15 protein-coding genes, 1 tRNA gene, 1 pseudogene and 1 other annotated feature are annotated in these 21,207 nt (G+C 52.1%); of the genes and pseudogenes, 5 read left to right on the top strand and 12 right to left on the bottom strand.

All coding sequences use genetic code 11. From position 1 onward, the window contains the following. Positions 1-363 precede the first annotated feature (363 nt). On the top strand, positions 364-855 hold the full coding sequence (locus tag H8710_RS07715; protein ID WP_249294913.1) for a PH domain-containing protein: 492 nt from the start codon (positions 364-366) through the stop codon (positions 853-855). Continuing rightward, positions 852-2,288, top strand: a complete 1,437-nt coding sequence (locus H8710_RS07710; RefSeq protein ID WP_249294912.1) for a PH domain-containing protein — start codon at positions 852-854, stop codon at positions 2,286-2,288. Before H8710_RS07715 ends, H8710_RS07710 begins: the two co-directional genes overlap by 4 nt. A 116-nt stretch (positions 2,289-2,404) precedes the next feature. On the opposite strand, the gene abc-f is transcribed toward H8710_RS07710, so the two are convergent. The 6 genes from abc-f to H8710_RS07680 form a co-directional block, all read right to left on the bottom strand. Then, complete coding sequence (abc-f, locus tag H8710_RS07705) at positions 2,405-4,321, bottom strand: ribosomal protection-like ABC-F family protein (RefSeq protein ID WP_249294911.1); 1,917 nt, start codon at positions 4,319-4,321, stop codon at positions 2,405-2,407. Between the two features lie 145 nt (positions 4,322-4,466). Next, positions 4,467-5,315 carry a carboxylating nicotinate-nucleotide diphosphorylase gene (gene nadC / locus H8710_RS07700; protein WP_249295314.1) on the bottom strand — a complete coding sequence of 283 codons (849 nt, stop codon included), beginning with the start codon at positions 5,313-5,315 and terminating at the stop codon, positions 4,467-4,469. A gap of 23 nt (positions 5,316-5,338) precedes the next feature. After that, positions 5,339-6,802 carry an FAD-binding protein gene (locus H8710_RS07695; RefSeq protein ID WP_249294910.1) on the bottom strand — a complete coding sequence of 488 codons (1,464 nt, stop codon included), beginning with the start codon at positions 6,800-6,802 and terminating at the stop codon, positions 5,339-5,341. Between the two features lie 119 nt (positions 6,803-6,921). Continuing rightward, positions 6,922-7,488 (bottom strand): tRNA 5-(aminomethyl)-2-thiouridylate-methyltransferase MnmM, encoded by a 567-nt coding sequence (mnmM, locus tag H8710_RS07690; protein ID WP_249294909.1) that lies wholly within the window; start codon positions 7,486-7,488, stop codon positions 6,922-6,924. Positions 7,489-7,533: 45 nt separating this feature from the next. Then, positions 7,534-9,159, bottom strand: a complete 1,626-nt coding sequence (locus H8710_RS07685; protein WP_249294908.1) for a SulP family inorganic anion transporter — start codon at positions 9,157-9,159, stop codon at positions 7,534-7,536. 109 nt (positions 9,160-9,268) lie between these two features. After that, a tRNA-Ser gene (locus H8710_RS07680) sits at positions 9,269-9,361 on the bottom strand. Positions 9,362-9,773: 412 nt separating this feature from the next. On the opposite strand from H8710_RS07680, the gene H8710_RS07675 reads away from it, so the two are divergent. After that, positions 9,774-12,695, top strand: a complete 2,922-nt coding sequence (locus H8710_RS07675) for a DUF6259 domain-containing protein (RefSeq protein WP_249294907.1) — start codon at positions 9,774-9,776, stop codon at positions 12,693-12,695. A gap of 55 nt (positions 12,696-12,750) precedes the next feature. Here H8710_RS07675 and H8710_RS07670 read toward each other — a convergent pair whose 3' ends face one another. After that, positions 12,751-13,599: a DUF6612 family protein gene (locus H8710_RS07670; protein WP_249294906.1), complete on the bottom strand. Its 849-nt coding sequence runs from the start codon at positions 13,597-13,599 to the stop codon at positions 12,751-12,753. A 211-nt stretch (positions 13,600-13,810) separates the two neighbouring features. Here H8710_RS07670 and H8710_RS07665 point away from each other — a divergent pair. Beyond that, a pseudogene (locus H8710_RS07665) lies at positions 13,811-14,401 on the top strand (nitroreductase family protein). Positions 14,402-14,459: 58 nt separating this feature from the next. Here H8710_RS07665 and ilvA read toward each other — a convergent pair. The 3 genes from ilvA to ilvB are packed head-to-tail and all read right to left on the bottom strand — an operon-like array spanning position 14,460 to position 17,860. Beyond that, complete coding sequence (gene ilvA / locus H8710_RS07660) at positions 14,460-15,665, bottom strand: threonine ammonia-lyase (RefSeq protein WP_249294905.1); 1,206 nt, start codon at positions 15,663-15,665, stop codon at positions 14,460-14,462. A gap of 15 nt (positions 15,666-15,680) precedes the next feature. Continuing rightward, on the bottom strand, positions 15,681-16,157 hold the full coding sequence (ilvN, locus tag H8710_RS07655) for an acetolactate synthase small subunit (protein ID WP_249294904.1): 477 nt from the start codon (positions 16,155-16,157) through the stop codon (positions 15,681-15,683). 20 nt (positions 16,158-16,177) lie between these two features. Beyond that, positions 16,178-17,860 (bottom strand): biosynthetic-type acetolactate synthase large subunit, encoded by a 1,683-nt coding sequence (gene ilvB, locus H8710_RS07650; protein ID WP_249294903.1) that lies wholly within the window; start codon positions 17,858-17,860, stop codon positions 16,178-16,180. A gap of 51 nt (positions 17,861-17,911) precedes the next feature. Beyond that, positions 17,912-18,151: a binding site (T-box leader), on the bottom strand. Between the two features lie 775 nt (positions 18,152-18,926). Here ilvB and H8710_RS07645 point away from each other — a divergent pair. Then, positions 18,927-19,406: an acyl-CoA thioesterase gene (locus tag H8710_RS07645; RefSeq protein WP_249294902.1), complete on the top strand. Its 480-nt coding sequence runs from the start codon at positions 18,927-18,929 to the stop codon at positions 19,404-19,406. 127 nt (positions 19,407-19,533) lie between these two features. Here the strand turns inward: H8710_RS07645 and H8710_RS07640 are convergent, their stop codons facing one another. Continuing rightward, positions 19,534-20,310, bottom strand: coding sequence for an alpha/beta hydrolase (locus tag H8710_RS07640; protein ID WP_249294901.1), 777 nt, complete (start codon positions 20,308-20,310; stop codon positions 19,534-19,536). A gap of 21 nt (positions 20,311-20,331) precedes the next feature. After that, positions 20,332-21,162, bottom strand: a complete 831-nt coding sequence (locus tag H8710_RS07635) for an ABC transporter permease family protein (protein ID WP_249294900.1) — start codon at positions 21,160-21,162, stop codon at positions 20,332-20,334. Positions 21,163-21,207: the final 45 nt, after the last annotated feature.

Below are 21,207 nucleotides of genomic sequence, written 5' to 3'. Positions count from 1 at the left end.
CTCTCCTAATCACCATTACAATCAACAATTCAACTGTAAAAGTGTGCAAAAACCTCCTTGTATTTCTATGATTTTAGTATAACACATCCAAAAAATGATGCAATATTCCTACCTCATCAGGTCAATTCTCATGTTGGATTTATCAATTTTAAACATAACTTTTCGATTTCCTTACAAAAGCAGTTTTCAAAATACGCCTTAAACCGTAATTTATTCTTATATAGGGCGGCTATTGTCCTCAATTTCCGCATAATATAATAATATCTGCAAAAATCTTTTTGGGAATATTTGCTTCTTAATTGGTTTTATGGTAGAATAATCCCATATTGCAGCGGTCATGCTGCCAAAGAAAGGAGGAAGGATATGAAAGGCGGAATCTCTAAAAAAGCGCTGGCTGTCTGGGAAATCGGGCTTGCACTTCTGGCGGCCGTCTTAGTCGTCTTGGTACTCGTTATTTTTTATCCCCGCACCTGGATCTGGTACGCCTTGCTTTGGATCATCGGATTCGCCTATGTATTTTTTTCCTTCCTCTATCTGCCGCTGCTCCACCTGAGCTGTCAATACGAGACCACTGACGAAATTGTGGAGTATCGGGGTGGGCTCGTCTTTTATTCCCGGAAGCAGATGCTCCGCCGCTCCATCATGTACGTCACTTTGATCCGCACGCCGGTTTCTTATCTTCTCCGCACCCGAAGTATCGTCGTCAATTCCATGGGTGGTCAGATGACCATCCCCTGGATTCCCCTGAAACGCGCGGAAGAGCTTTTAAACGATATCACCCCCCGGCATCCGGCTCAAAAGGGCCGGATTGTCGTAGAAAATACCAAAAAAGAAAATCAGGAGATGCGGCCATGAGTCAAATTTACCGGCAGCATCCCCTTTCTATCGTCCACGCCTTCTGGAAGTATATTTTCCTGTTGATTTTCCCGCTGCTCCGTTCGCTGGTGTTGGTGAGGCAAAGCTTTGTCTACTGGCTTTCCGGCGTTTGGTTCGATTTGCTGTTTTTATTTGCCATCGTCCTGTTCGGTTTTTTTCAGTGGTACTTCACAACCTTTAAAATTCAGGAAAAGGGCCTTTATTTCCGAAAAGGCATTTTCTTTCACTCGGAGCAGTACATTCCCTATACCAACCTCTCGTCAGTGGGCGTCGACAAGCCTTTCTATCTGCGTCCATTCCACATTGTCCGTCTCAAGCTCGAAACTGACGCCGGCAAAAAGAACAGCCCCGATGCCAAAATGCTCCTTCACCGGGACGTGGCGGAAGAAATTGTCTCCCTTGCAACCGTTTATCTTACCGATACGGGCACTGTCACAAAGAGTTATAAGCCCCGGGCAGGCTATATCGCCATTTTGTCTTTTATCACCTCAAACACCCTGACTGGCGTCCTCTTCGCCTCCACCTTCATCACCCAGACTGGTAAAATTTTAGGGCAGTCGGCGGAGGACCAACTGGTTTACTACATGACCCGCATCGCCCAGATCGTGGCCTATAAGCTCCCGCCCGCTGCCGCCATTGCCGCATGTGTAATTTTAGGCGGCTGGATCATCGGATTTCTCATCAACCTCATAAACCACCTGAACTTTTACACCGCTCGGAAAGGCGGCTGCCTCTACGCCCGAGCTGGAATTCTGGTTCAGCGGGAATACCATATGGCGGTAGACGAAATCAACTGCCTGACCCTGCGGCAAAGCTTTATTACGAAGCTATTTGGCTTTTACTCCGCGATGATCAGCTGCACCGGCTACGGCAAAGATAAAAATGAGCTAGCTGCCCTGCTCCCCGCAGTGGACAGTCAGGGTCTGCGACAAAGCCTTCACCTGATCCTCCCGGAAATCCAGCCAACTGCCCGGCAGTATAAGCCGCCCACCCGGACCATCACCCGATTTCTCATCCCCCCCTGTACTACTTTTTTCTGCACCTTGGCGGGTTTTCTGCTGATTCACTACTTTTTCCCCGAGTTTCATGAAATCATTCTCTATCTGGGCATTATGGTTCACCTGCCCATCGTCTGGTGGCTGTGCGTGAAGATCACCGCATTTTTCCACGTGGGTATCGGCATTCGCGGGGATGTTTACACCTTTCGTTCCACCTTCGCCTACGCCATCTACACCACGGTGGTCCATAAAAACAAAATCGCCCGCATCGAGGTGCGCCAGTCCCTCTTTCAGAAGATGGCCCATTGCAGCGACGTGATTATTTATACCTTCAATGAGAGAAAACACCGGCTGGTGGTTCAAAACGTAGACCAGGACGGTGTGGAGGAATTTTTAAAGAGCCTCGCGGAGTGAGAACCTCGCTCTAAGATTAACAAGTGGTTGCAGGACGAACACAACCCCGCAACCTTGTAGTTTTTAAGCAAAAAATCCCCGGCTTTAAGCCGGGGATTTTTTGTACTCATAGACATTTATTCGCTTAGCTCCACCCACAAATCGGTACGGTCGCTAAGGATTTGTTTAAGTTCTTCCAGCAAGGCGCATTCTTCCTGCATCTTCTGGTAGTCGTTTTCGAAAATTTCCGGGTGAAGCAGGTGGTCTTCGATTTCAGCGATCTGCCATTCCAGCTCCTCCATCTCCTTTTCCAGCTCCCGGATTTTCGCCCGGCGCCTTGCGTCCTCCGCCCGCTGCTGCTTGGAACGGTAGTTGCTCTGATTTCCGCTGGGCGCCGCCTTTTTCTCAGACGGGGCCGCCTGCCTTTGCTGCTCCTTCTGCTGCTGTTTTTCCAGGTAATAGTCGTAATTTCCCTTGAACACTTCCACGTGGTCGTCAAAAATCTCGATGATCCGGTCAGGCACCGCCTGCAAAAGATACCGGTCGTGGGAGACGAACAGCAGTGTCCCATTGAAGCCCTGAAGCGCCTCCTCCAGAATTTCTTTGCTCCACAAATCCAGATGGTTCGTGGGCTCGTCCAGGATGAGGACGTTGCCCCGCTGCATCATCAACAGGGCGAAAGCGAGCTTTGCCCGCTCCCCGCCGCTGAGTACCCCCACTTTTTTATAGACGTTCTCGCCGGTCAGCAGCACCTGCCCCAAAATCTTGCGGATTTCGGTCTCAGTTTTCCGGGGATACCGGCTCCAAAGCTCTTCTAAAACGGTATTATTCGGGTTCATCTGCTTATTTTCCTGCTCGAAGTAAGCGAGTTTCACTTCCTGCCCCCAGCGGTACTTTCCGGCGTCCAGCTTGAGCTGCCCCTGAATCGCCCGCAAAAGGGAGGTCTTGCCGATGCCGTTTTCCCCAATAATGGCGATTTTATCCCCTCGCTCGGCCACAAAGCTCAGGTTCTCAAAGAGCTTTTTGCGGCTCTCCCCCTCGCCGACGGTAAGGGCGGCTTCGCTGACGCTGAGCACTTCCTTCACCGGATCCCGGTCGAAGTCGAACCGCAGAGAGATGCGTTTGTTAAACTCCTTCGGCCGCTCAATTAGTTCCATCCGTTCCAGCTTTTTGACCCTCGACTTGGCGCTTTTGGAGGTAGTAGCCCGCACGATGTTCCGGGCGATGTAGTCCTCCAAATCGGCGATTTCCTCCTGCTGAGCCTCGTACTCCTTTTCCCAGCGGGCCATCATCTCAGCCTTGAGTACCTTGTATTTGCTGTAGTTTCCAGAAAAAATCCGCATAGACTGAAATTCGATTTCCCAGATTTCCCGGACCACCTTGTCGAGAAAATACCGGTCGTGGGAGACGACGATGATGGCGCCTTTGTAGGAGCTCAAATGGTCCTCCAGCCAGCGCAGCGTCTTAAAGTCCAGGTGGTTCGTCGGCTCGTCGAGGATGAGGAGCTCCGGTTCGCTCAAAAGAAGCTTTGCCAGGGCAAGCCTCGTCTTTTCGCCGCCGCTTAAGGTGTCGATGACCGTTTCCGGGTCCTTATCGGCAAAGCCCATGCCGTTTAGGACGGTCTGTATCTTCACCTCGATGAGATAACCGTCGTTCCCCTCAAAAAAGCTGAGTTTCTCGTCGTACTCCCGTCCAAGGGTTCGAAACTCTTCCGAGTCTTCTTTACAATCCGCCATAGCCAGATGAATGTCATCCAGTTCTTCTTTGACCTTTAAAAGCGGGGTGAACACCGAACGCATTTCCTCCCGGATGGTGTTTCCGCTTTGAAGGCCGCTGTTCTGCTGAAGATACCCGATTTGAAGGCCCGATTTCCGGGAAATCGCCCCCTTCTCGGTCTCCAGTTTTCCACAAATCATATTGAGGAGGGTGGATTTTCCCGCTCCATTGGCCCCAATGAGGCCGATGCGGGAATTGTCCTGTACCTCCCCGTTGATTCCTGTCAGGACTGTGGTTCCCCCAAAGGAAATCTCCGCGTCCTGCAATGAAATGAGCATAATTCCTTGCCTTTCCGATGGGCCGCAAAGCAAAAAGCAGCCCCAACTCTTATCCGCACGGCAAAAAACAAGGTGGGCAAAGGGGGCGGAAACGGCCAACGCCGCTCCCTCAAAAACTCCCTATTGCCCACCAAAATTTCTGCCGTTATTGTTTGTCCGTCTTGATTTTCAGCGAAATGTCAAACGCCTTCACCGAATGGGTCAATGCCCCTAGCGAAATGATGTCCACGCCGGTTTTCGCCACTTCCGCAATGTTCTCCAGCGTGATGTTGCCGGACGCTTCCAGCAGTGCACGGCCGTCTGTGATTTTCACCGCCTCAGCCATCTGCTCATAGCTCATGTTGTCCAGCATAATGATGTCCGCCTTGACATTTAGCGCTTCCTCTAAAAGCTCCAGCGAATCCACTTCCACTTCGATCTTGACCATATGGCCGGTCTTGGCCCGCAGGGCGTTCACCGCGTTTGTCAGGCTTCCATAAGCGTCGATGTGGTTGTCCTTGAGCATGGCGGCGTCGCTCAGATTATACCGGTGGTTTCTCCCGCCGCCGGCCACCACCGCGTATTTCTGGATGGGGCGCAGGCCGGGCAGGGTTTTCCTCGTCTCCACGATAGAAGCTCTTGTTCCTTTTGTGAGTTCCACGCATTTGTGAGTAGCCGTCGCAATGCCCGACATGTGCTGTACCAGGTTCAGGGCCGTCCGCTCCGATTTGAGGATGGATTTGGTTTTTCCCTGCACCGTGGCGATAATGTCGCCTTTTTTCACTTCGTCGCCGTCTTTTTTGGATACGGTGAAGGTCAAGGTATCGTCCATCAGCTCGAACACCCGCAAAGCGATGTCGATTCCGGCCAAAACGCCGGTGTCCTTGGCAAGAAAAACCGCTGTGGACGTGTGGGCGTCATCCAGCAGGTAATCCGTCGTCACATCGATGTAGTTGATATCCTCGGTGATGGCTCGTTTGATCAAATCGTCGATATAAAATTGAGGAAGGGTCATCATAATGCCGTCTCTCCTATCTTTCAAATGACTTCTTTTAAAATTAGGTAGGCCACCGTCACCAAAGACCGGGCCTCTATGTAGTCCACGTTAACCAGCCAGCCGCCCTTTTCAATCAGGTTTTTCAGTTCTTTGATCCGCTCAAAGCCCTCAATGGCCGCCACCGTATCCGGCAGCACAAAATGGCTCTTCTGCATAATGGCGCGGATTTCAGTGCGGATACCATGGGGGATGGGCTCGGTGCCGGTAGGCACTCCAATAGGCGAAGAAAATTCGTACGGGGTCACTTCATGAACGCCGTTTTTGTCCACTTTATTGTTGATGTCCTCGGCGATCTGGTGGGCAAAGACGATGGCTTCCAGCAGCGAGTTGCTGGCCAGGCGGTTGTTGCCGTGAACGCCGGTGTGGGAACACTCCCCGGCGGCATACAAGTTGTGGATGGTGCTTTCGCCGTTTAGCCCCACGTCGATACCGCCCATAAGGTAATGCTGGCAGGGGTAGACGGGGATCAGGTCTTTCGTCATGTCGATGCCTTCCACCAACAGCTTGCTGTAGATCATGGGAAAGCGCGCCTTGACGAATTCCGGGTCCTTGTGGGTAATATCCAGGTAAAAATGGTTGTCCCGAAGCTTGTGGGACTCTTCGATAATACAGTGGGAAACCACGTCACGGGGCGCCAGTTCCAGCCGGTCGTCGTACCGGGACATAAACCGCTGGTGGTTGCCGTTTAAGAGGTACGCCCCCTCGCCGCGGACCGACTCGGAGATGAGAAAGCACTCTCTATCCTTGTTGGCAAAAGCGGTGGGATGAAACTGCACCAGATGCAGATTTTTGATCTTCGCCCCCAAATTGTAGGCCAGGGTAATCCCGTCTCCAGTGGCAATGGCGGAGTTCGTCGTAAACTCATACACTCGCCCGATGCCGCCGGTGGCCAGAACGCAGTAGTTGCAGTTTAAGTAAAGGTGTTCCCCGTCCTTCAATACATCCAGCGAAAAGCCGCCGGGAGCCTGCTTTAAGTCACAGACAATGGCCTGCTCCATCAAAGTAATGTTTTTAAAGGTCATGGCCACCGCCAAAAGCTTTTCGACGATTTCCCTACCAGTGTTGTCCTTGTGGTGGAAAATCCGGTGGCGGCTGTGTCCGCCTTCCAGCGTCAGGTCGTAGCTGCCGTCCTCCTTTTTGTCGAAATCCACGCCCAGGTCGATCAGGTTCAGCACGTCCTGGGGGCCTTCATTGACGAGAACCTTGAGACTCTCGGTGTTGTTTTTAAAGCCGCCTGCAATCAGGCTGTCGTTAAGGTGCATATCCACGTTGTCATTGGTGGTGTTGACGACAGCGGCTATCCCCCCTTGAGCCAGGGCAGAATTGCTCAGCAGCAAATCCCTCTTGGATAAAACGAGCACCCGCAGTTTCGGGTCAAGGTTCAGCGCGGTATAAAGTCCCGCCGCCCCGGAACCCACGACAATGACATCATAATTATTTTGCACAATTTTCACCTACACACTTTACTGAAATTGGGGCAATCGCCAGCGCCCCAAGGATTTTTGCGTATACTTATTTTAGTATAGCATAATACGCCGAAAAAGGAAAGCTTTTCCGGAAGTTTTCAGCAGTCTTTCAGGATAAAAACGGCAATGGGCGGACAATTGGGCCGATTGTAGAAATCGGTGACCAAAACGGTATATCTTTTGCTGTCGACAGTTTTCAGATAATCCATTAGGGCGTTTTTCTCGTCGAATCCACTGTCCCCGCCGTAATAGATGCACAGGCTCATGACGCCGCCCGCTTTCAGGAGACGAAGCCCCTTTTCAATGGCCTCGATGCTTGTTTGAGCCCGGGTACAGATGCTGTGATCTCCGCCGGGAAGGTACCCAAAGTTAAAGACAATGCCGTCAACTTCGCCTTCTTTGGCATACCGGTCCATGTTGCTGTGGCTGTCGGCGGTCACCTGTGCCCAGTGAAAGCCTTTTCCCTCCAGCAACGCCCGGGTGCTCGCAATGGCTTCTTCCTGAATGTCGAAGGAAAGCACCTTGCCTCCCTCCCCGACGAGTTCACAAAGAAAAGCCGTATCGTGTCCCCGGCCAGCTGTCCCGTCGATCCAAAAATCGCCGGGACAGGCGTGCTCCCGGATAAAGCGGTGGGCAATGGACAACGTGTTTAAACTGCTCGGCATAACAAGGCTCCTTTCAGCGACTTAACTAGATTTTCTTTTAAAAAATCAAACCGTTCCACTGAGAACACGCTCCACGCTCCAGTAAAAGTGTTCTTTTCCGATATAATCTACGATTCCGCTGCGTTCCATCGTCTCCTTCACACTGTCGGATACACCGCATATGTACAGGGGCAATTCTTTTTCTCTCAACTGCTGCAGCAGTTCCAAAAAAGCCTGCGCGCCGGAAATATCCATATAGGAAGTGCCTCGCATGGAAAACAGAACCGCGGATTTACCTTCCAATTGTGTGGCAATATCTCCAATCATCTTGGTGTTGGCAAAAAGTATCGTGCCGGTGATGTAAACCACTTCCGCATTGTCATAGACAGCAGGAAGTGGCCCTTCCTGGCCCTTTAGCCGGTCGGGATTCACCTCGTCGAAGTGAATTTCCAGCTTGGACAGCCGGGCAACCAGCAAAACCAAGGCGATGACAACGCCGATGACGATGGCGACCGTCAGGTCAAAAACAATGGTAGCGACCATTGTTGCCAGGAACTTGAGGATAGCACCTTTAAATTTCCGGGAAAAGATGTAACGGATGGTAGACCACTCGTTCATCCGCCAGGCCGTCACCAACAGCACTCCGGCCAGCGCCGCCAGCGGAATGTTCGCCATCAGCGGCCCCAGGGCCAGCATGGATACCAGCAGCACCACTGCATGAAACATGCCGGACAGGCGGGTCTGAGCGCCTGATTTGATCGCCACGCTGGTGCGTGCAATGGCCGCAGTAGCCGGTATGCCGCCAAACAACGGCGCAATGATGTTTCCGACGCCCTGAGCCACCAGCTCCCGGTCGTTATCCAAAGGAACGCCCGTCATTCGTCCGGCGCTGGCGCCGCAGAGCAGACTTTCCACCATGCCCAGAGCGGCGATGCTAACCGCGGGGGCCAGCAGGCCCTGCAGACTTGACAAGCTGAAATTCTGAAAGGTCAACCGGTCGCTGAGCAGCAGGGAAGAAGGAATTTCCCCTACAGTGGCAACCGGAAGGGAAAACACCATGGATGCCGCCGTGGCTACAACGATGGCCAGCAAAGAAGCCGGAACCACCGCATTCCACTTTTTGGGAAAGAAGATCATAAACAGGATAACCAGCCCTCCGACGATCACCGCCGTCCAGTTAGGGGAAAAACCCTGGGTAAAATAGCTTCCCACCTTTTCCAGCGCGGAGCTGCCCTGTGACGTAACGCCAAAAAAGTTGTCCAGCTGCCCCAAAGCGATGATTACCGCAATACCGGATGTGAACCCCGCAATAACCGGCATGGGGATATAGGCTGTCAGCCGCCCCAGATGGAATATGCCCGCCAGAACCAACAAAATGCCCGCCATAATCGTGGCGGCAAAAACGCCTTGCAATCCGTATTGAGCGATGATAGACATCAAAATAGCGGCCATTGCTCCAGTGGGGCCGGAAATCTGATAGAAGGCTCCCCCTAAGAGGCTGATGACAAATCCGCTGATAATAGCTGTCAGCAAGCCGGACGCCGCCGTCGCTCCGCTGCTCACGCCAAAGGCCAGAGCCAGCGGCAAAGCCACCGCCGCCACTGTTAAGCCGGCCATCAGGTCCTTCATGAGCTTTTTCATGCCATAGCCCGCAAATTCTGTTTTTAAGTCTTGCCAGTACTTTTTCAACATCGATACTTCCTTTTTCTTTTTCTTGCTGTCCGACTGGAGTTTCGGCAGTTCACCATCTTAAATCCAGACAAAACAAAAGCCAAAAGTTCAAACGAACTTTCGGCTTTTCTGGCGGAGAAGGAGGGATTCGAACCCTCGATGAGCTATTAACCCATACACGAGTTCCAGTCGTGCGCCATAAACCAAGCTAGGCGACTTCTCCAGATATTTTGTGCGCTCTTTCAAGAGCGGCCGAGCAGGAATTTTTTCTCATAACCTGTCCACGACTTTATCTATTTTACACGGTAAGTCACTATTTGTCAAGAGGTTTTTTAAAAAAATTGATACTTTTTTAACCGTTCTTATGTGATCTGCGAGAACCTCAAAATATTGATGGTATTCTTCAAAATATGGCCGCTTTGATTGACTTTTAGGGCGGTATATAATATAATTCTTTCAATAGGTCAAACTGGAAATTGATTCCGTTGTCCGTCAACCTAACTTATATTTTTTATGGAGATCGTTTGAAAGGACCTCTTTCAAACTAGGATTTGCAGCTTCGCCGCCAATATGCGCGGCATTTTTGTAGTCTTATATCAAATGGGCTCCAAATCCCAGAAAGGAATGACATTTATATGGAAAAAACGATTTATACCTGGCTGCAGGTTCCCGCTGGGGACGATAGCCGTGCTGCAAGCTGTAAAGGGGAATCTCTCCCTTCACAGTTTGTCCCGTCCCCTTATGACGGCTCCATTTCGGGCAGAGTGCTGACAAAGGCCCCAAAGGACGCCATTCTCAACCTCTGCAGCGGAAACGAAAGCGCCCGCTCTGAGGGAACTGGTGTTGCCGGCTTCGAAAATGGCAGCCTATACTACACCTTCTGCGGCAAAAGAGTGCAGCTGAGCGATCTTTATCGGGACGAAAACGAAGCGCAATTTGCGCCCACGGAGCCGGCCTTCTTTGAAACCTTCGACGGCACCGAAGCCATTGTCACCCGCGTCTACGTTTCGGTCAAAGGGATGGAAAAAGCGGCGGCTTACGATTTTGTCGCCTACAAAACTATTCCTTTGGTACAGGTATTTGTCGTTGTAAACCCCAACAATAAAGAAACGGTCTTCCCCTTCCAGGTTGGATGCCTCACCTTTGAGAAGACTTCTGTCTCCAACATGGTGGCAGGGCTTCCCAAGGTGGAAATTCCTTGTAAGGAGGACCTGTATATCGCAGAAAACTACATATCCTTTACAGCGGACGGCGTAAATTTCGCCTTTGCCGGCGGTTACCCCGCTTTGCAGTCTGCGGACGGCGCTGTGACCGTGAAGGCCGATTACCAGTGCAACGTCAAAGTGTTTGACATCAGCGAATACGGCCCGGAGAACCCCTTTGTCTCCAACATCGTGTGCAGCAAAGGCGCAATCGACCCGGATGGCTGGCTTCAGAATATTCCCTGTCTTTACGCTGAAAACGACCTTTTGGGCAAAAACCAAATCATTTCGGTAGGCAACCTGAAAGTAGTTCTCGGCGATAACGGCGAGGGACTGGATCTGCTCACCATCTACGACTGCCGCAAAGAAAAACCTCTCCTGAGCCGCGGCGCCAACATGCTTTTTACCCTCAACCTGCGCCATGTGGAGAACAAATCCAAACTCCACCTGAATTCCCGAGAGGGATGGAATAGTATCCAGACCACTTCCACCAAAAACATGCATACCTGGGTATTTTCCGACCACAAGGAAGCGGAAAATGTCTCGGTAATCCTCACCGCCTTCTGCGACTCGGAAAAAAGCCGGATTTCCTGGGATTTGGCCGTTCAAAATGAGAGCGCTGCCTATTCGGTTCAGGAAGCGGAGTATCCCCGCCTGACACTGAATACCGACGAGCATACCACCTTGCTGTCCCCTTATGGAAGCGGCGAAATCCGCCGACATTTGAGCAGTGCCGCTGCCCACGCCTCCTTAAATTACCCGGGCTTCGGCGCGTCTTTGCAGTGCGGCGCGGTCTACAACACCGCTATGGGCTCCGGCATCTACTATGGCGTCCATGACCCGGCCCCTGCTTACAAGGTCTGCAACTTCGATAAGCAGATTTTTAAACAGACCGTTTCTTTCGGATTTACCTATCCCTTCGAATTCATCGACAAATCAGGAAATTCCTCCGCCTTAGCGGGAAAAGCCGTCTGGCAACTCTTTGACGGCGATTGGTACGACGCTTGTATGATCTACAAGGATTTTGTGGACAAAGAGGCAAACTGGCTTCCTGAAACGGACGAAAACGGCCCAGTCAACACTCCCGAATGGATGAAAACCTGCTCCCATTGGTGGCGTTCCATGTTGGACGATCCCTGCATCGAACCGGAGAAAACAAGAGACTGGTTTGAGGAGACATTAAAGGCCCATGAAGATCTGGGTGTTCCCTCCGCCAACCACGTCTACCATTGGCACCAAACGATTTTTGACAACGAATATCCCCATTTCTTCCCGGCTAAACGGGAATTCATCCGCAAAGCGCCTCTTTTGCAGCAGGCGGGTATCAAGCTGGTGCCCTATATCAACAGCCGCTGCTGGGACGATTTAGACGGCGGAGCCGACGACTGGGAGTACACCGAAAAAGCCCTTTCCGAAACCACCAAAGATTTGGACGGTAACACCTTTATTGAGTTAAGCCCCTTCAATAAGCCCAACGGCGGACCGAAAGTCCGTTTGGCGGTCATGTGCCCGTCCTCTGTGATGTGGCAGGACCTCCAGTGTGAGCTGGTGGACAAGATTTATAGCGAGTTGGGTATGGACGGCGTCTATCTCGACCAGATTGCCGCCGCAAAACCCAACCTTTGCGCCGACCCCCATCACAACCACGCCGCAGGCGGCGGAAGCTGGTGGATCGACAACTACAACCACATGGTCAACCGGATGAAGACCCACGGCCCCGAAACCGGCGCTTTTGTTACTGAGTGCACCGGTGAAGCCTACATGAAAACCATTGAGGCCCTGCTTTCCTGGGCCTGGGTTAGAAATTCCCAGGTTCCCGCCTTTTCCGCCGTATATGGCGGCCGGGTGGCACTGGTTGGCCGGGACTACAATTCGCTGAAGGACGAAGAGGGCGTGAAAATCTTCGCCGCTGAATCATTCCTCTTTGGCGAGCAGATGGGCTGGATCATCCCCCATCAGTATCTCACGACCTGCTACCGGGAATTCTATAAGAAATGCGTCCGCGCGAGAGAAGCCCACAAGGAATTCTTCTACGCAGGCAAGCTCCTCCGCCCCCTTTCCATCGAAAACGACCAGCCGCCCATTACCACCTACGGCTGCGTCATGGCGGAGGGACAGATCCTCTCGGTGCCCGCCGTCATGGGCGCCCATTGGAAGAAGTTTGCGGGCAGTCAGGAGCTCATCGTCCTGACAAACCTCTCGAACAACGCCGCGAAAACCGAAGTAATTCTTCCCGCTGGCATCCAGTCCCTGAACCTTCAGGGCGACCTTAACGAAACTGTTGACTGCGTAAATGGCAAACTTTCCGTCACCCTGCCCGCCCAGTCGGTGGTTACCGCAGTAATTGATTGCTAAAAACGAGATAAAAAGAGCACAGCGGATACCGCTGTGCTCTTTTGCTATTATGAAATTATGCGCCGATCAATGGTGCGTCTTTCGCCTCCTGCGGAATTTCAAAGTCGGTGGCGGCGTTTACATTTTTCATCTCCATCTCCATGACCATCTTGCTCACTTCAATGGTGACGCCCTGAGCCTCGTCACCCATCTGTTCCATCAGTTTATTCATCATCTGGCTCATCATGGCGGTCATATCCATTTTGTATTTCACCGGATAATTGTCTTTTTTACTGACCCAGATGGTCATGGGAAGGTCGCCCATGTCGGAGTACATACTCTTGAGCATTTCCCCGTATTCCGCTCCCAGCTGGCCCGTCATGGAATCCATGATTCCAGAAGCGTTGATGACTTTTTCGATGGAATCGCCGGAGATGACCCCGCTGAGTTTATAGGCGGTCCCGCTTTGAAGCTCTTCCTCCCCGTCCATCTTCACGCTGTCGGCGCTGTCTAAATAAATCTTCATGTTGGACATGCCGTCATACTGCTGAAGGGAATCGACTTCCTGCTTGATCCAATTGCCGGAAACACCGCTGTAGGTAATAAACTTCCCGTCTGCTTCCTCGGCGTAAACATCCACCGCTTGGCTCCCCAGCTCGCCCATATCCATATTCATAGTCATTTTGAGCTTCATGGGATCGGTAAAGCAGGATGCATCCCCGGTCATGACCATTGAAACGGCCTCATCGCCGCTTTTCATCTCCATGTCCGCAGTGATGGTATAATCCATGCTTTTCACTGCCTGAGACTGCTTCTGGGCCTCCTCCAAAATGGCTTCCACGCTGGGTTCTGCGCCGCAGGACGCCATGGCCAGCACCGAAACTGCGGCTACGGCGAAGACGCCTATTTTTTTCATTATGTTCATATCATATCTCCTTTTTTAGTGGTTTTATCCGCATTGCAACCTCATTTGTCTGCGGATAGAGTAATTATATCATATTTTATCAAAAAAATCACCACTAGTTTTGATAGTACGGGATAGGCTCTGCTATCCATTGACATAAAAGCCTTGCACAAAATGCTGGAATCAGATATAATTGGGGCAATAATCAGCTGTCAGCAGAAAGGATTGCAAAATGATGGAAGTTATTGAAAACAGACGAAGCATCCGAAAATATAAAGACGTCCCCATTCCCTCATCCGCTGTGGAGGAGATCATCCGAGCGGGAACCCTTGCACCTTCTTCCAAAAATCGGCAGCCGTGGCGTTTTGTCGTTGTCGAGGGGAAATCGAAAATTCAGCTGCTGGAGGCCATGGAACAGGGACTGAAACGGGAAAAAAACCGTCCTTTACTGCCCTAAAGCGCCAAATTTATCAGCGGAGCTGTCAGGACACTCCATATTATGCAGCAGGCTCCTGTGATTATTCTCATCGTAAATCCCCTGGGGCTCGGCCTCAACCGGGTATTGACGGCGGAGGAACGGGTATACGAGCTCTGCAACGCCCAGTCCGTGGGCGCAGCCATTGAGAATATGTGCCTGACGGCCACCCAACTGGGGCTTGGTAGTCTGTGGATTTGCGATACCTACTTTGCCTACGAGGAGCTTTGCGGCTGGCTTCAAACCGACGGGGAGCTTTTGGCGGCTCTTGCCGTAGGGTACGCGGACGAAAATCCGTCCCCAAGGCCCCGGAAGCCGCTGACGGACGTGGTGGAATGGAGAAAATAACGGGTATAAAAACGCCGGGCAGACTCATATAGAGCCTGTCCGGCGTCTGTTTTCTCTGTTATCTCACTTTTTCTACCAGTTTGTACCCCGCCTGGGTCAAAGCCTTGCGGATTTCCTCCACGTGCTTGTGGTCGCGGGTCTCCATCCGCAGCCGCAAAAAGCAGGAGTTGATGTCCATGTTTTCGTCGGAGCGGTCGTGGCGGACGGACACCACGTTGGCGCCCAGCTTGGCGATGATAGTGGAAACATCCTGAAGCTGGCCGGGCTTATCCATCAGCTCGATGGTTACGTCGGCAGAGCGGCCCTCTTTCATGAGGCCTCTGCTGATGACCCGGGAAAGGATGGTCACGTCGATGTTGCCGCCAGAAACGAGGCAAGCCACTTTTTTGCCCTTGATGTCCACCTTGTTGAAAAGGGCGGCGGCCACCGCAACAGCTCCGGCCCCTTCGGCGATCATTTTGTGCTTTTCGATGAGCATGAGGATGGCGGTGGAAATTTCGTCATCGGTAACGGTGACGATTTCGTCCACGTATTTCTGACAGATCTCGTAGGTAATGTCCCCAGGGTGCTTGACGGCAATCCCGTCGGCGATGGTGTGGACACTGTCCAGGGTGATCTGCTCATGCTGGAGGATGGAATTGTACATAGAAGGGGCGCCGCTTGCCTGCACGCCGTAGACCTTGATGTTGGGATTGAGCGCCTTGACAGCGTAGGCCACGCCGGAGATGAGCCCGCCTCCTCCAATGGGCACGATGACAGCATCCAGATCCGGAATCTGCTGCAAAAGCTCCAGACCGATGGTCCCCTGTCCTGCAATCACGTCCACGTCGTCATAGGGGTGGATGAAGGTCATATTCTTTTCCTTCTGCACCTCAATGGCCTTGTTGTAGGCGTCGTCGTAGACGCCCTTGACCAGCATCACTTCAGCGCCGTAGCTTTTCGTCGCCTCCACCTTGGAGATGGGTGCGCCGTCTGGAATGCAGATGAGAGATTTGATTCCGCACTCCTTGGCCGCCAGCGCCACACCCTGGGCGTGGTTTCCGGCGGAACAGGCGATGACTCCGCAGGCCTTTTCCTCGTCGGTGAGCTGGGAGATTTTAAAATAAGCGCCCCGAACCTTAAAGGAACCGGTCACCTGCAAGTTCTCGGTTTTCAGGTAGACTTCGCTGTCCGGATTGACGGCTGGGGCCGCGATCACGTCGGTGGGGCGGATCACTTTTTTGAGCACGTACGAAGCCTGGTAGATTTTATCCAATGTCAGCATAAATTTTCCTCTTTTCTACATGGTCATAGCCATTGCACCGGTGCGCAGGATTTTTTCGATGCCGTAGGGCTTTAAAAGCTCCACGAAGGAGTTTAACGTCTTAGCGTTGCTTGCCAGTTCCAGAATCATCGAGTTTTCCGAAACGTTTAGCACGTCGGCGTGGAACACGTTGGCGATTGCCACTAACTGAGCGTTTGTTTCAGCGTTCCGAGCCACTTTGACAAGCAAATATTCCCGGATGACCGCCTCATCCTCGTTTAACACGTCCACCTGCTCCACGTCGTAGAGCTTGCAGAGCTGTTTTTCCACCTGGCGGACAATTTTGTCGTCGCCTTTGACCACGATGATAAGCCGCGACGTCTCCGAGTCCTCGCTCTGGGCGGCGACGATACTCATAATATTGTAGCAGCGGCGGCTGAAAAGCCCTGCGATCCGCAGAAGGACGCCGGTGTGGTTTTTGGCCGTGACCGATAACAAGTATTCTTTTTCCATCTTCTCATTCCGTCCTTTCGTTACGCTTTCCAGTCGATTTCAAGCATCGGCTCTTCCACCGAAGCGCCCGCCGGCACCATGGGCAGGACGTTCAGATCCCGGTCGATGATGCAGTTGATGAACACCGGCCCCTGCTCGGCTAACGCGGCGCGGAGCACCGGCTCTATGTCGTCTTTCGCGGCTATCGTCATGGCTGTTACACCGTAGGCTTCGGCTAGTTTTTCGTAGTCGGTCTTTTTCTCAAGTGTCGTCTGGGAAAATCGCCCGTCGTAAAAGAGCTTCTGCCACTGGCGCACCATGCCCAGCACCTCGTTGTTAAAAAGCAGCTCGATGATGGGAATGTTGTACTTGGCGGCGGTAGACAGCTCGTTGGCGTTCATGTGAAAGCTTCCGTCGCCGGCAATGTTTATGACCTGCTTGTCGGGATTCGCCACCTGCGCTCCGATAGAAGCTCCCAAGCCGAAGCCCATGGTGCCCAGGCCTCCGGAGGTGATAAACTGCCGAGGGTGCTTAAAGTCGTAAAATTGTGCGGCCCACATCTGATGCTGGCCCACTTCGGTGGTGAGAATGGCCTCAGACTGGGTCAGTTCGCTCAATTTTTCCAGCACCATCTGAGGGGTCACACCGTTTTCACTGTCAGTGTGCTGGATTAGGGGGAATTCCGCCTTCCAGCCGCCGATACTCTCCATCCAGGTTTTGTGCTCCATCTGCGGGAACATGGGAAGAAGGGCCTGCAGAACCGCTTTGGCATCTCCGGAAAGACGGATTTCCACGTCCACGTTTTTATTGAACTCCGCCGGGTCGATGTCGATTTGCAGAATGGGGCAATGGGTGGCAAACAGGGAGGTGTTGCAGGTCACCCGGTCGGAAAAGCGGGTTCCCACCGCCACCAAAAGGTCGCAGCCCGCGATGGCGAGGGAAGCAGTTTTCGTCCCGTGCATGCCCATCATGCCGATGTAGCGCTCATCCGTCTGGTCGAAGCCCCCCTGACACATAAGGGAGCAGGATACCGGCGCATCCAGCTGTTCAGCGAGTTTTTTCAGCTCGGGAGCCGCGTTCGACAACAGCACACCGCCGCCCGCGTAAATCAGGGGCCGCTTGCTGTTTTTTAACAGCTCCGCCGCCCGGTCCATCCACTCTTTGGGAGGGAGGGGGCGAGAATCCTTAGCTTTTGTCTCTTTTGGTATGTACTCAAACTTTGCCCCGGTGACGTCTTTCGGAATGTCGATTAAAACTGGGCCTTTGCGGCCTTCGTTGGCGATGAAAAACGCCTCGCGGATGGTGTCCGCCAGATCCTCCACCCGTTTGACGATGTAGTTGTGCTTGGTGATGGGCATGGTGATGCCGGTGATGTCCACCTCCTGAAAACTGTCCAGTCCCAGCAGATCCCGATTCACATTTCCGGTGATGGCAACCATTGGCACCGAATCCATGTAGGCTGTGGCGATGCCGGTGACAAGATTCGTTGCACCGGGGCCAGATGTGGCGATGCAGACGCCGGTTTTGCCGCTGGACCGGGCGTAACCGTCGGCCGCGTGGGCCGCCCCCTGCTCATGTGCGGTGAGGATGTGATTAATGCGGTCGCTGTATTCGTAAAGCGCATCGTAAATATTCAAAACCGCTCCGCCGGGATAGCCGAAGACGGTATCCACTTTCTGTTCCAGCAGACATTCCATGATGATTTGTGCTCCAGTCAGCAACATGTCAAAACTCCTTCCAATTTCTCAAAAAATCAAAAAAGCTTTCATCTCTTTTTTAGAGATGAAAGCTTTGCTTCCACGGTACCACTCTTGTTGCCGAATTCATCGGCCCCTCAGTCACATCCAACAATGTGCTTTCCCGTAACGGAGGAAAACCGTACCCACTTACTGCCGCAAGGCGGTTTCAGCGGTCTGCTCGAGGGTGATTTGTCGTTGTCCGGCCTGCCGCCTCACACCAACCGGCGGCTCTCTGAAAGTCCTGTGGCAAAAACATGTCCCTGTCTGCGCATTTATGATATTGTTAATAGGATAGTCCTTTTTTCCCATCTTGTCAAGAGGTTTTTTACGAGATTTCGGAAATTCCGTCGAAGCATTTCTCCCATTGCAACAATCTCTTCAATTGTGGTATAATATCCACAAATAGCACACAATGTGTGCTATGCGCCGCAGGCGCAATCATTTTGTCTCGCAAAATGATTTGTGGATGATTATCACCATAACAAAAACAGCTAAAGCTGTTTTGCGCCGCTGAAAGCGGCGTGCAAGCCCTATGGGCTTGCGGATATGGTATAATAACCTCACAAGCAAACAGCAAGGCTGCTTGCAAAGCGCCTAAAAGGCGCTTTTATCCCGCTGGCGCGGGATAAGTGAGAACATTGTATCATAAGTCCCGGCCGCTGCACGACCGATAAAGTCGCTTCGCGTCTTTTTGCCCGCTAAAGCGGGCGAATTTATGGTATAATAACCACACGGCGTTAACGGAAGCCTTGCGGGGCAAGCCTTCCGACGCCTGAGAGAACATTTTATCATAATTATGGGCTGTCGCCCTTGCGGCTACGCTGTTGATTACGCAAAGCGCAACCAAATTGTGGTATGATAATCGCAGTAAACTGCGACTATCACGAAGAAACCCCTTTAAGAACGCTGTTCTCAATTTTGCCCGCAAGGGGCAAATCCGGGTTCCTTTATTGAATATCAGTATGGTATTACTATTACTAATAGGCAAACATGAATAAAACGGTATACAGGGCTCATGAAGCAGCCCTGACCAGATAAGTGGAGGAAATTTATGGAACAGCGCATTGCAAAAACCGTGGCGGAATCCCGCACCGAACAGGTGCAGATCATTCTGCCGGAGCATATCAACGGGTTTGACCGGCTTTTCGGCGGCAAGCTGGTGGAATGGATCGACATTGTAGCCGGCGTTGTGGCCCGGCGTCATTCCAACTGCAACGTCACCACAGCGTCCATCGACAACCTCCAGTTCAAAGCCGCCGCCCATGTAAACAGCACGGTTCTTCTCCGAGGGCAGGTCACTCACGTGGGAGAAACCTCCATGGAAGTGCGTGTGGACACTTTCGTCGAAGATTTAAGCGGTGAACGCAAGCTCATCAACCGGGCGTACCTTGTAATGGTCGCGTTAGATGATAACGAAAAGCCAATACCTGTCCCCCATATCATTCCTGTCACCGACGAGGAAAAGGAAGAGTTCGAGGCAGGCATCAGGCGCCGCGCCCTCAGAAAACAACGGCGCCAGGAACGGTTTTAACAGGCTTAAAGTCATATATCAGGCATTGCGAAAAGGTGCAAAAAAGCGTCCTTCTCCGCAGTGCCTTTTTTATGGGAATATAAAAAATCAGAGGTTTTTACCTTAGTATAATCAAAAAACAAACCTTTTACCGGTCGGTGGGCAGCCAGTCTAGCACCTTCTGAATATAGGAGTCCCAGAAATTCCAATCGTGGATACCAGGAGCTTCTTCGTAGATGAGAGAAACTCCCTGTGCCCAAAGGAAATCCCGGTAACGTCGGTTGACTTTGATGAGCTCGTCCTCGGTGCCGCAGGCCATGTAAAACTCCGGAATCTCCCCGCCCTGGTCCTTGATTCGCAGCAAAAGCGCCTCCGGGTCGTTTTCGCTTCCCTTAATTTTTTGGGTATCTCCGAAAATACTCTCAAAATAGCGCCTATCATAAATGATTTGCTCTGAATCTCCATAAGTGGGGATGTCGTATACGATGATTGCCGACGACAAAGCTGCAATGCGGCTAAACGTCTCCCAGTACTGGAGCCCGTTTCGAATGGCCCCGTAACCGCCCATAGAAAGGCCAGCTATGAAGGTGTCCTCACGCCTGCTGGACAAAGGAAACATGGCACGGGTGACTGCTACGAGTTCCTGGCCGATCCACTGGCCATAAAAATCTCGGCGGGCAGGTTGGTCAACATAAAAGCTGTTGTCCCCCGACGGCAGGATTACCGCCAGGCCTTTTTTCTGCGCCCAGGCTTTAAGCCTAGTTCCGGTGGGCCAATCCCAATGATTTCCCTGCAGCCCGTGGAGCAAATACAGGGTTTTGAGGGGCTTTGGTTCCGCGTAGGGTGCGTCGATAGGCAAAATTGCCGAAAAAGTCACATTCCGATTAAGCGCCTGAGAATAATAGCTCACATTGAGAAACGACATAAAAAAGCTCCTTCCAAAAATTTACTCAACAGCATCGTCACTATGGCTGAGATCTCTCCCACCCATCATCCGGTCCATCAGTTCCTCTGCGGTGTAAAGCTTGACAGAATCCGAAAGGCCCAACTTTTCGATCTCTTCCCGCACTTTGCCGATGGAAACGGGCGCGTCCAGCATCAGGCTGGGGGCCTGCCACACACCTTCCCTTTCAGCGCCTTTGGTCAGTTTCCGCAAATCTGCCACCGTGACGAAAATTCCGTTCATTGGCTCATCGGCCAGAGAATCCTTGAGGCGTTCATCCATGATTTCTCCGCCTTCCGGCCCTCTGTAAATCCCGGTAATTTTAACTCTGACGGTTTTTCTCGGGTCGAGCCAGTTTTTCAGCAGGATTTTATCCCCCACCGATTTGTGGTTGAGCCTCGCCAGCGGTTCGCTGATAAGGCATTGCCTCTTTCCGTCAGGAGATGGAATCTCCCCCTCGGTGAGGACAAAGTCCAGCTCCTTTTCCAAAGCTTTTTCCGTAAGCCGCCGGGAAGCCAGGAGATAAAAATGCGGCGCTTCAATTTTGCCCTCTCCCAATGGGTTTTCTAAGAGATACGCCCCATGCTCGGCCCGGTCGCCCAGCGCGGTCAATTCATCCGACACTGCGCCTTCCCGTCCGGACAAGTCGTAATCTGTCACCTCGGGAAGAGACAAAATTTGCTCCCATTCCCCATAAGAAAGCGGTTTCGCCGTTTCGATATAAGCCATGCGGCTGTAGTCCCCGCCATATTCCTGCGGAGCCGGCAAATCCCTGCCGCAGCCGTTTAGCAGCAACACAAGAGCTGCCCCCAACCCGAGCCATTTATAATTCATCCCACTCTCCGCCTTTTTCATTGATTTGTTTCTATTATAAGATCC

Source organism: Fumia xinanensis (assembly GCF_014384905.1).
Taxonomy (GTDB): domain Bacteria; phylum Bacillota; class Clostridia; order Oscillospirales; family Ruminococcaceae; genus Fumia; species Fumia xinanensis.
This window is presented reverse-complemented; position numbering and strand designations above follow the sequence as displayed.

Bases quoted from the DNA above. Each gene is read 5' to 3' on its own strand.
- H8710_RS07635 (WP_249294900.1), bottom strand. From the start codon at position 21,162: ATGAATTATAAATGGCTCGGGTTGGGGGCAGCTCTTGTGTTGCTGCTA.
- H8710_RS07640 (WP_249294901.1), bottom strand. From the start codon at position 20,310: ATGTCGTTTCTCAATGTGAGCTATTATTCTCAGGCGCTTAATCGGAAT.
- ilvA (WP_249294905.1), bottom strand. From the start codon at position 15,665: ATGCTGACATTGGATAAAATCTACCAGGCTTCGTACGTGCTCAAAAAA.
- H8710_RS07675 (WP_249294907.1), top strand. From the start codon at position 9,774: ATGGAAAAAACGATTTATACCTGGCTGCAGGTTCCCGCTGGGGACGAT.
- H8710_RS07670 (WP_249294906.1), bottom strand. From the start codon at position 13,599: ATGAACATAATGAAAAAAATAGGCGTCTTCGCCGTAGCCGCAGTTTCG.
- mnmM (WP_249294909.1), bottom strand. From the start codon at position 7,488: ATGCCGAGCAGTTTAAACACGTTGTCCATTGCCCACCGCTTTATCCGG.
- ilvB (WP_249294903.1), bottom strand. From the start codon at position 17,860: ATGTTGCTGACTGGAGCACAAATCATCATGGAATGTCTGCTGGAACAG.
- H8710_RS07715 (WP_249294913.1), top strand. From the start codon at position 364: ATGAAAGGCGGAATCTCTAAAAAAGCGCTGGCTGTCTGGGAAATCGGG.
- H8710_RS07685 (WP_249294908.1), bottom strand. From the start codon at position 9,159: ATGTTGAAAAAGTACTGGCAAGACTTAAAAACAGAATTTGCGGGCTAT.
- abc-f (WP_249294911.1), bottom strand. From the start codon at position 4,321: ATGCTCATTTCATTGCAGGACGCGGAGATTTCCTTTGGGGGAACCACA.
- H8710_RS07645 (WP_249294902.1), top strand. From the start codon at position 18,927: ATGGAACAGCGCATTGCAAAAACCGTGGCGGAATCCCGCACCGAACAG.
- nadC (WP_249295314.1), bottom strand. From the start codon at position 5,315: ATGACCCTTCCTCAATTTTATATCGACGATTTGATCAAACGAGCCATC.
- H8710_RS07710 (WP_249294912.1), top strand. From the start codon at position 852: ATGAGTCAAATTTACCGGCAGCATCCCCTTTCTATCGTCCACGCCTTC.
- ilvN (WP_249294904.1), bottom strand. From the start codon at position 16,157: ATGGAAAAAGAATACTTGTTATCGGTCACGGCCAAAAACCACACCGGC.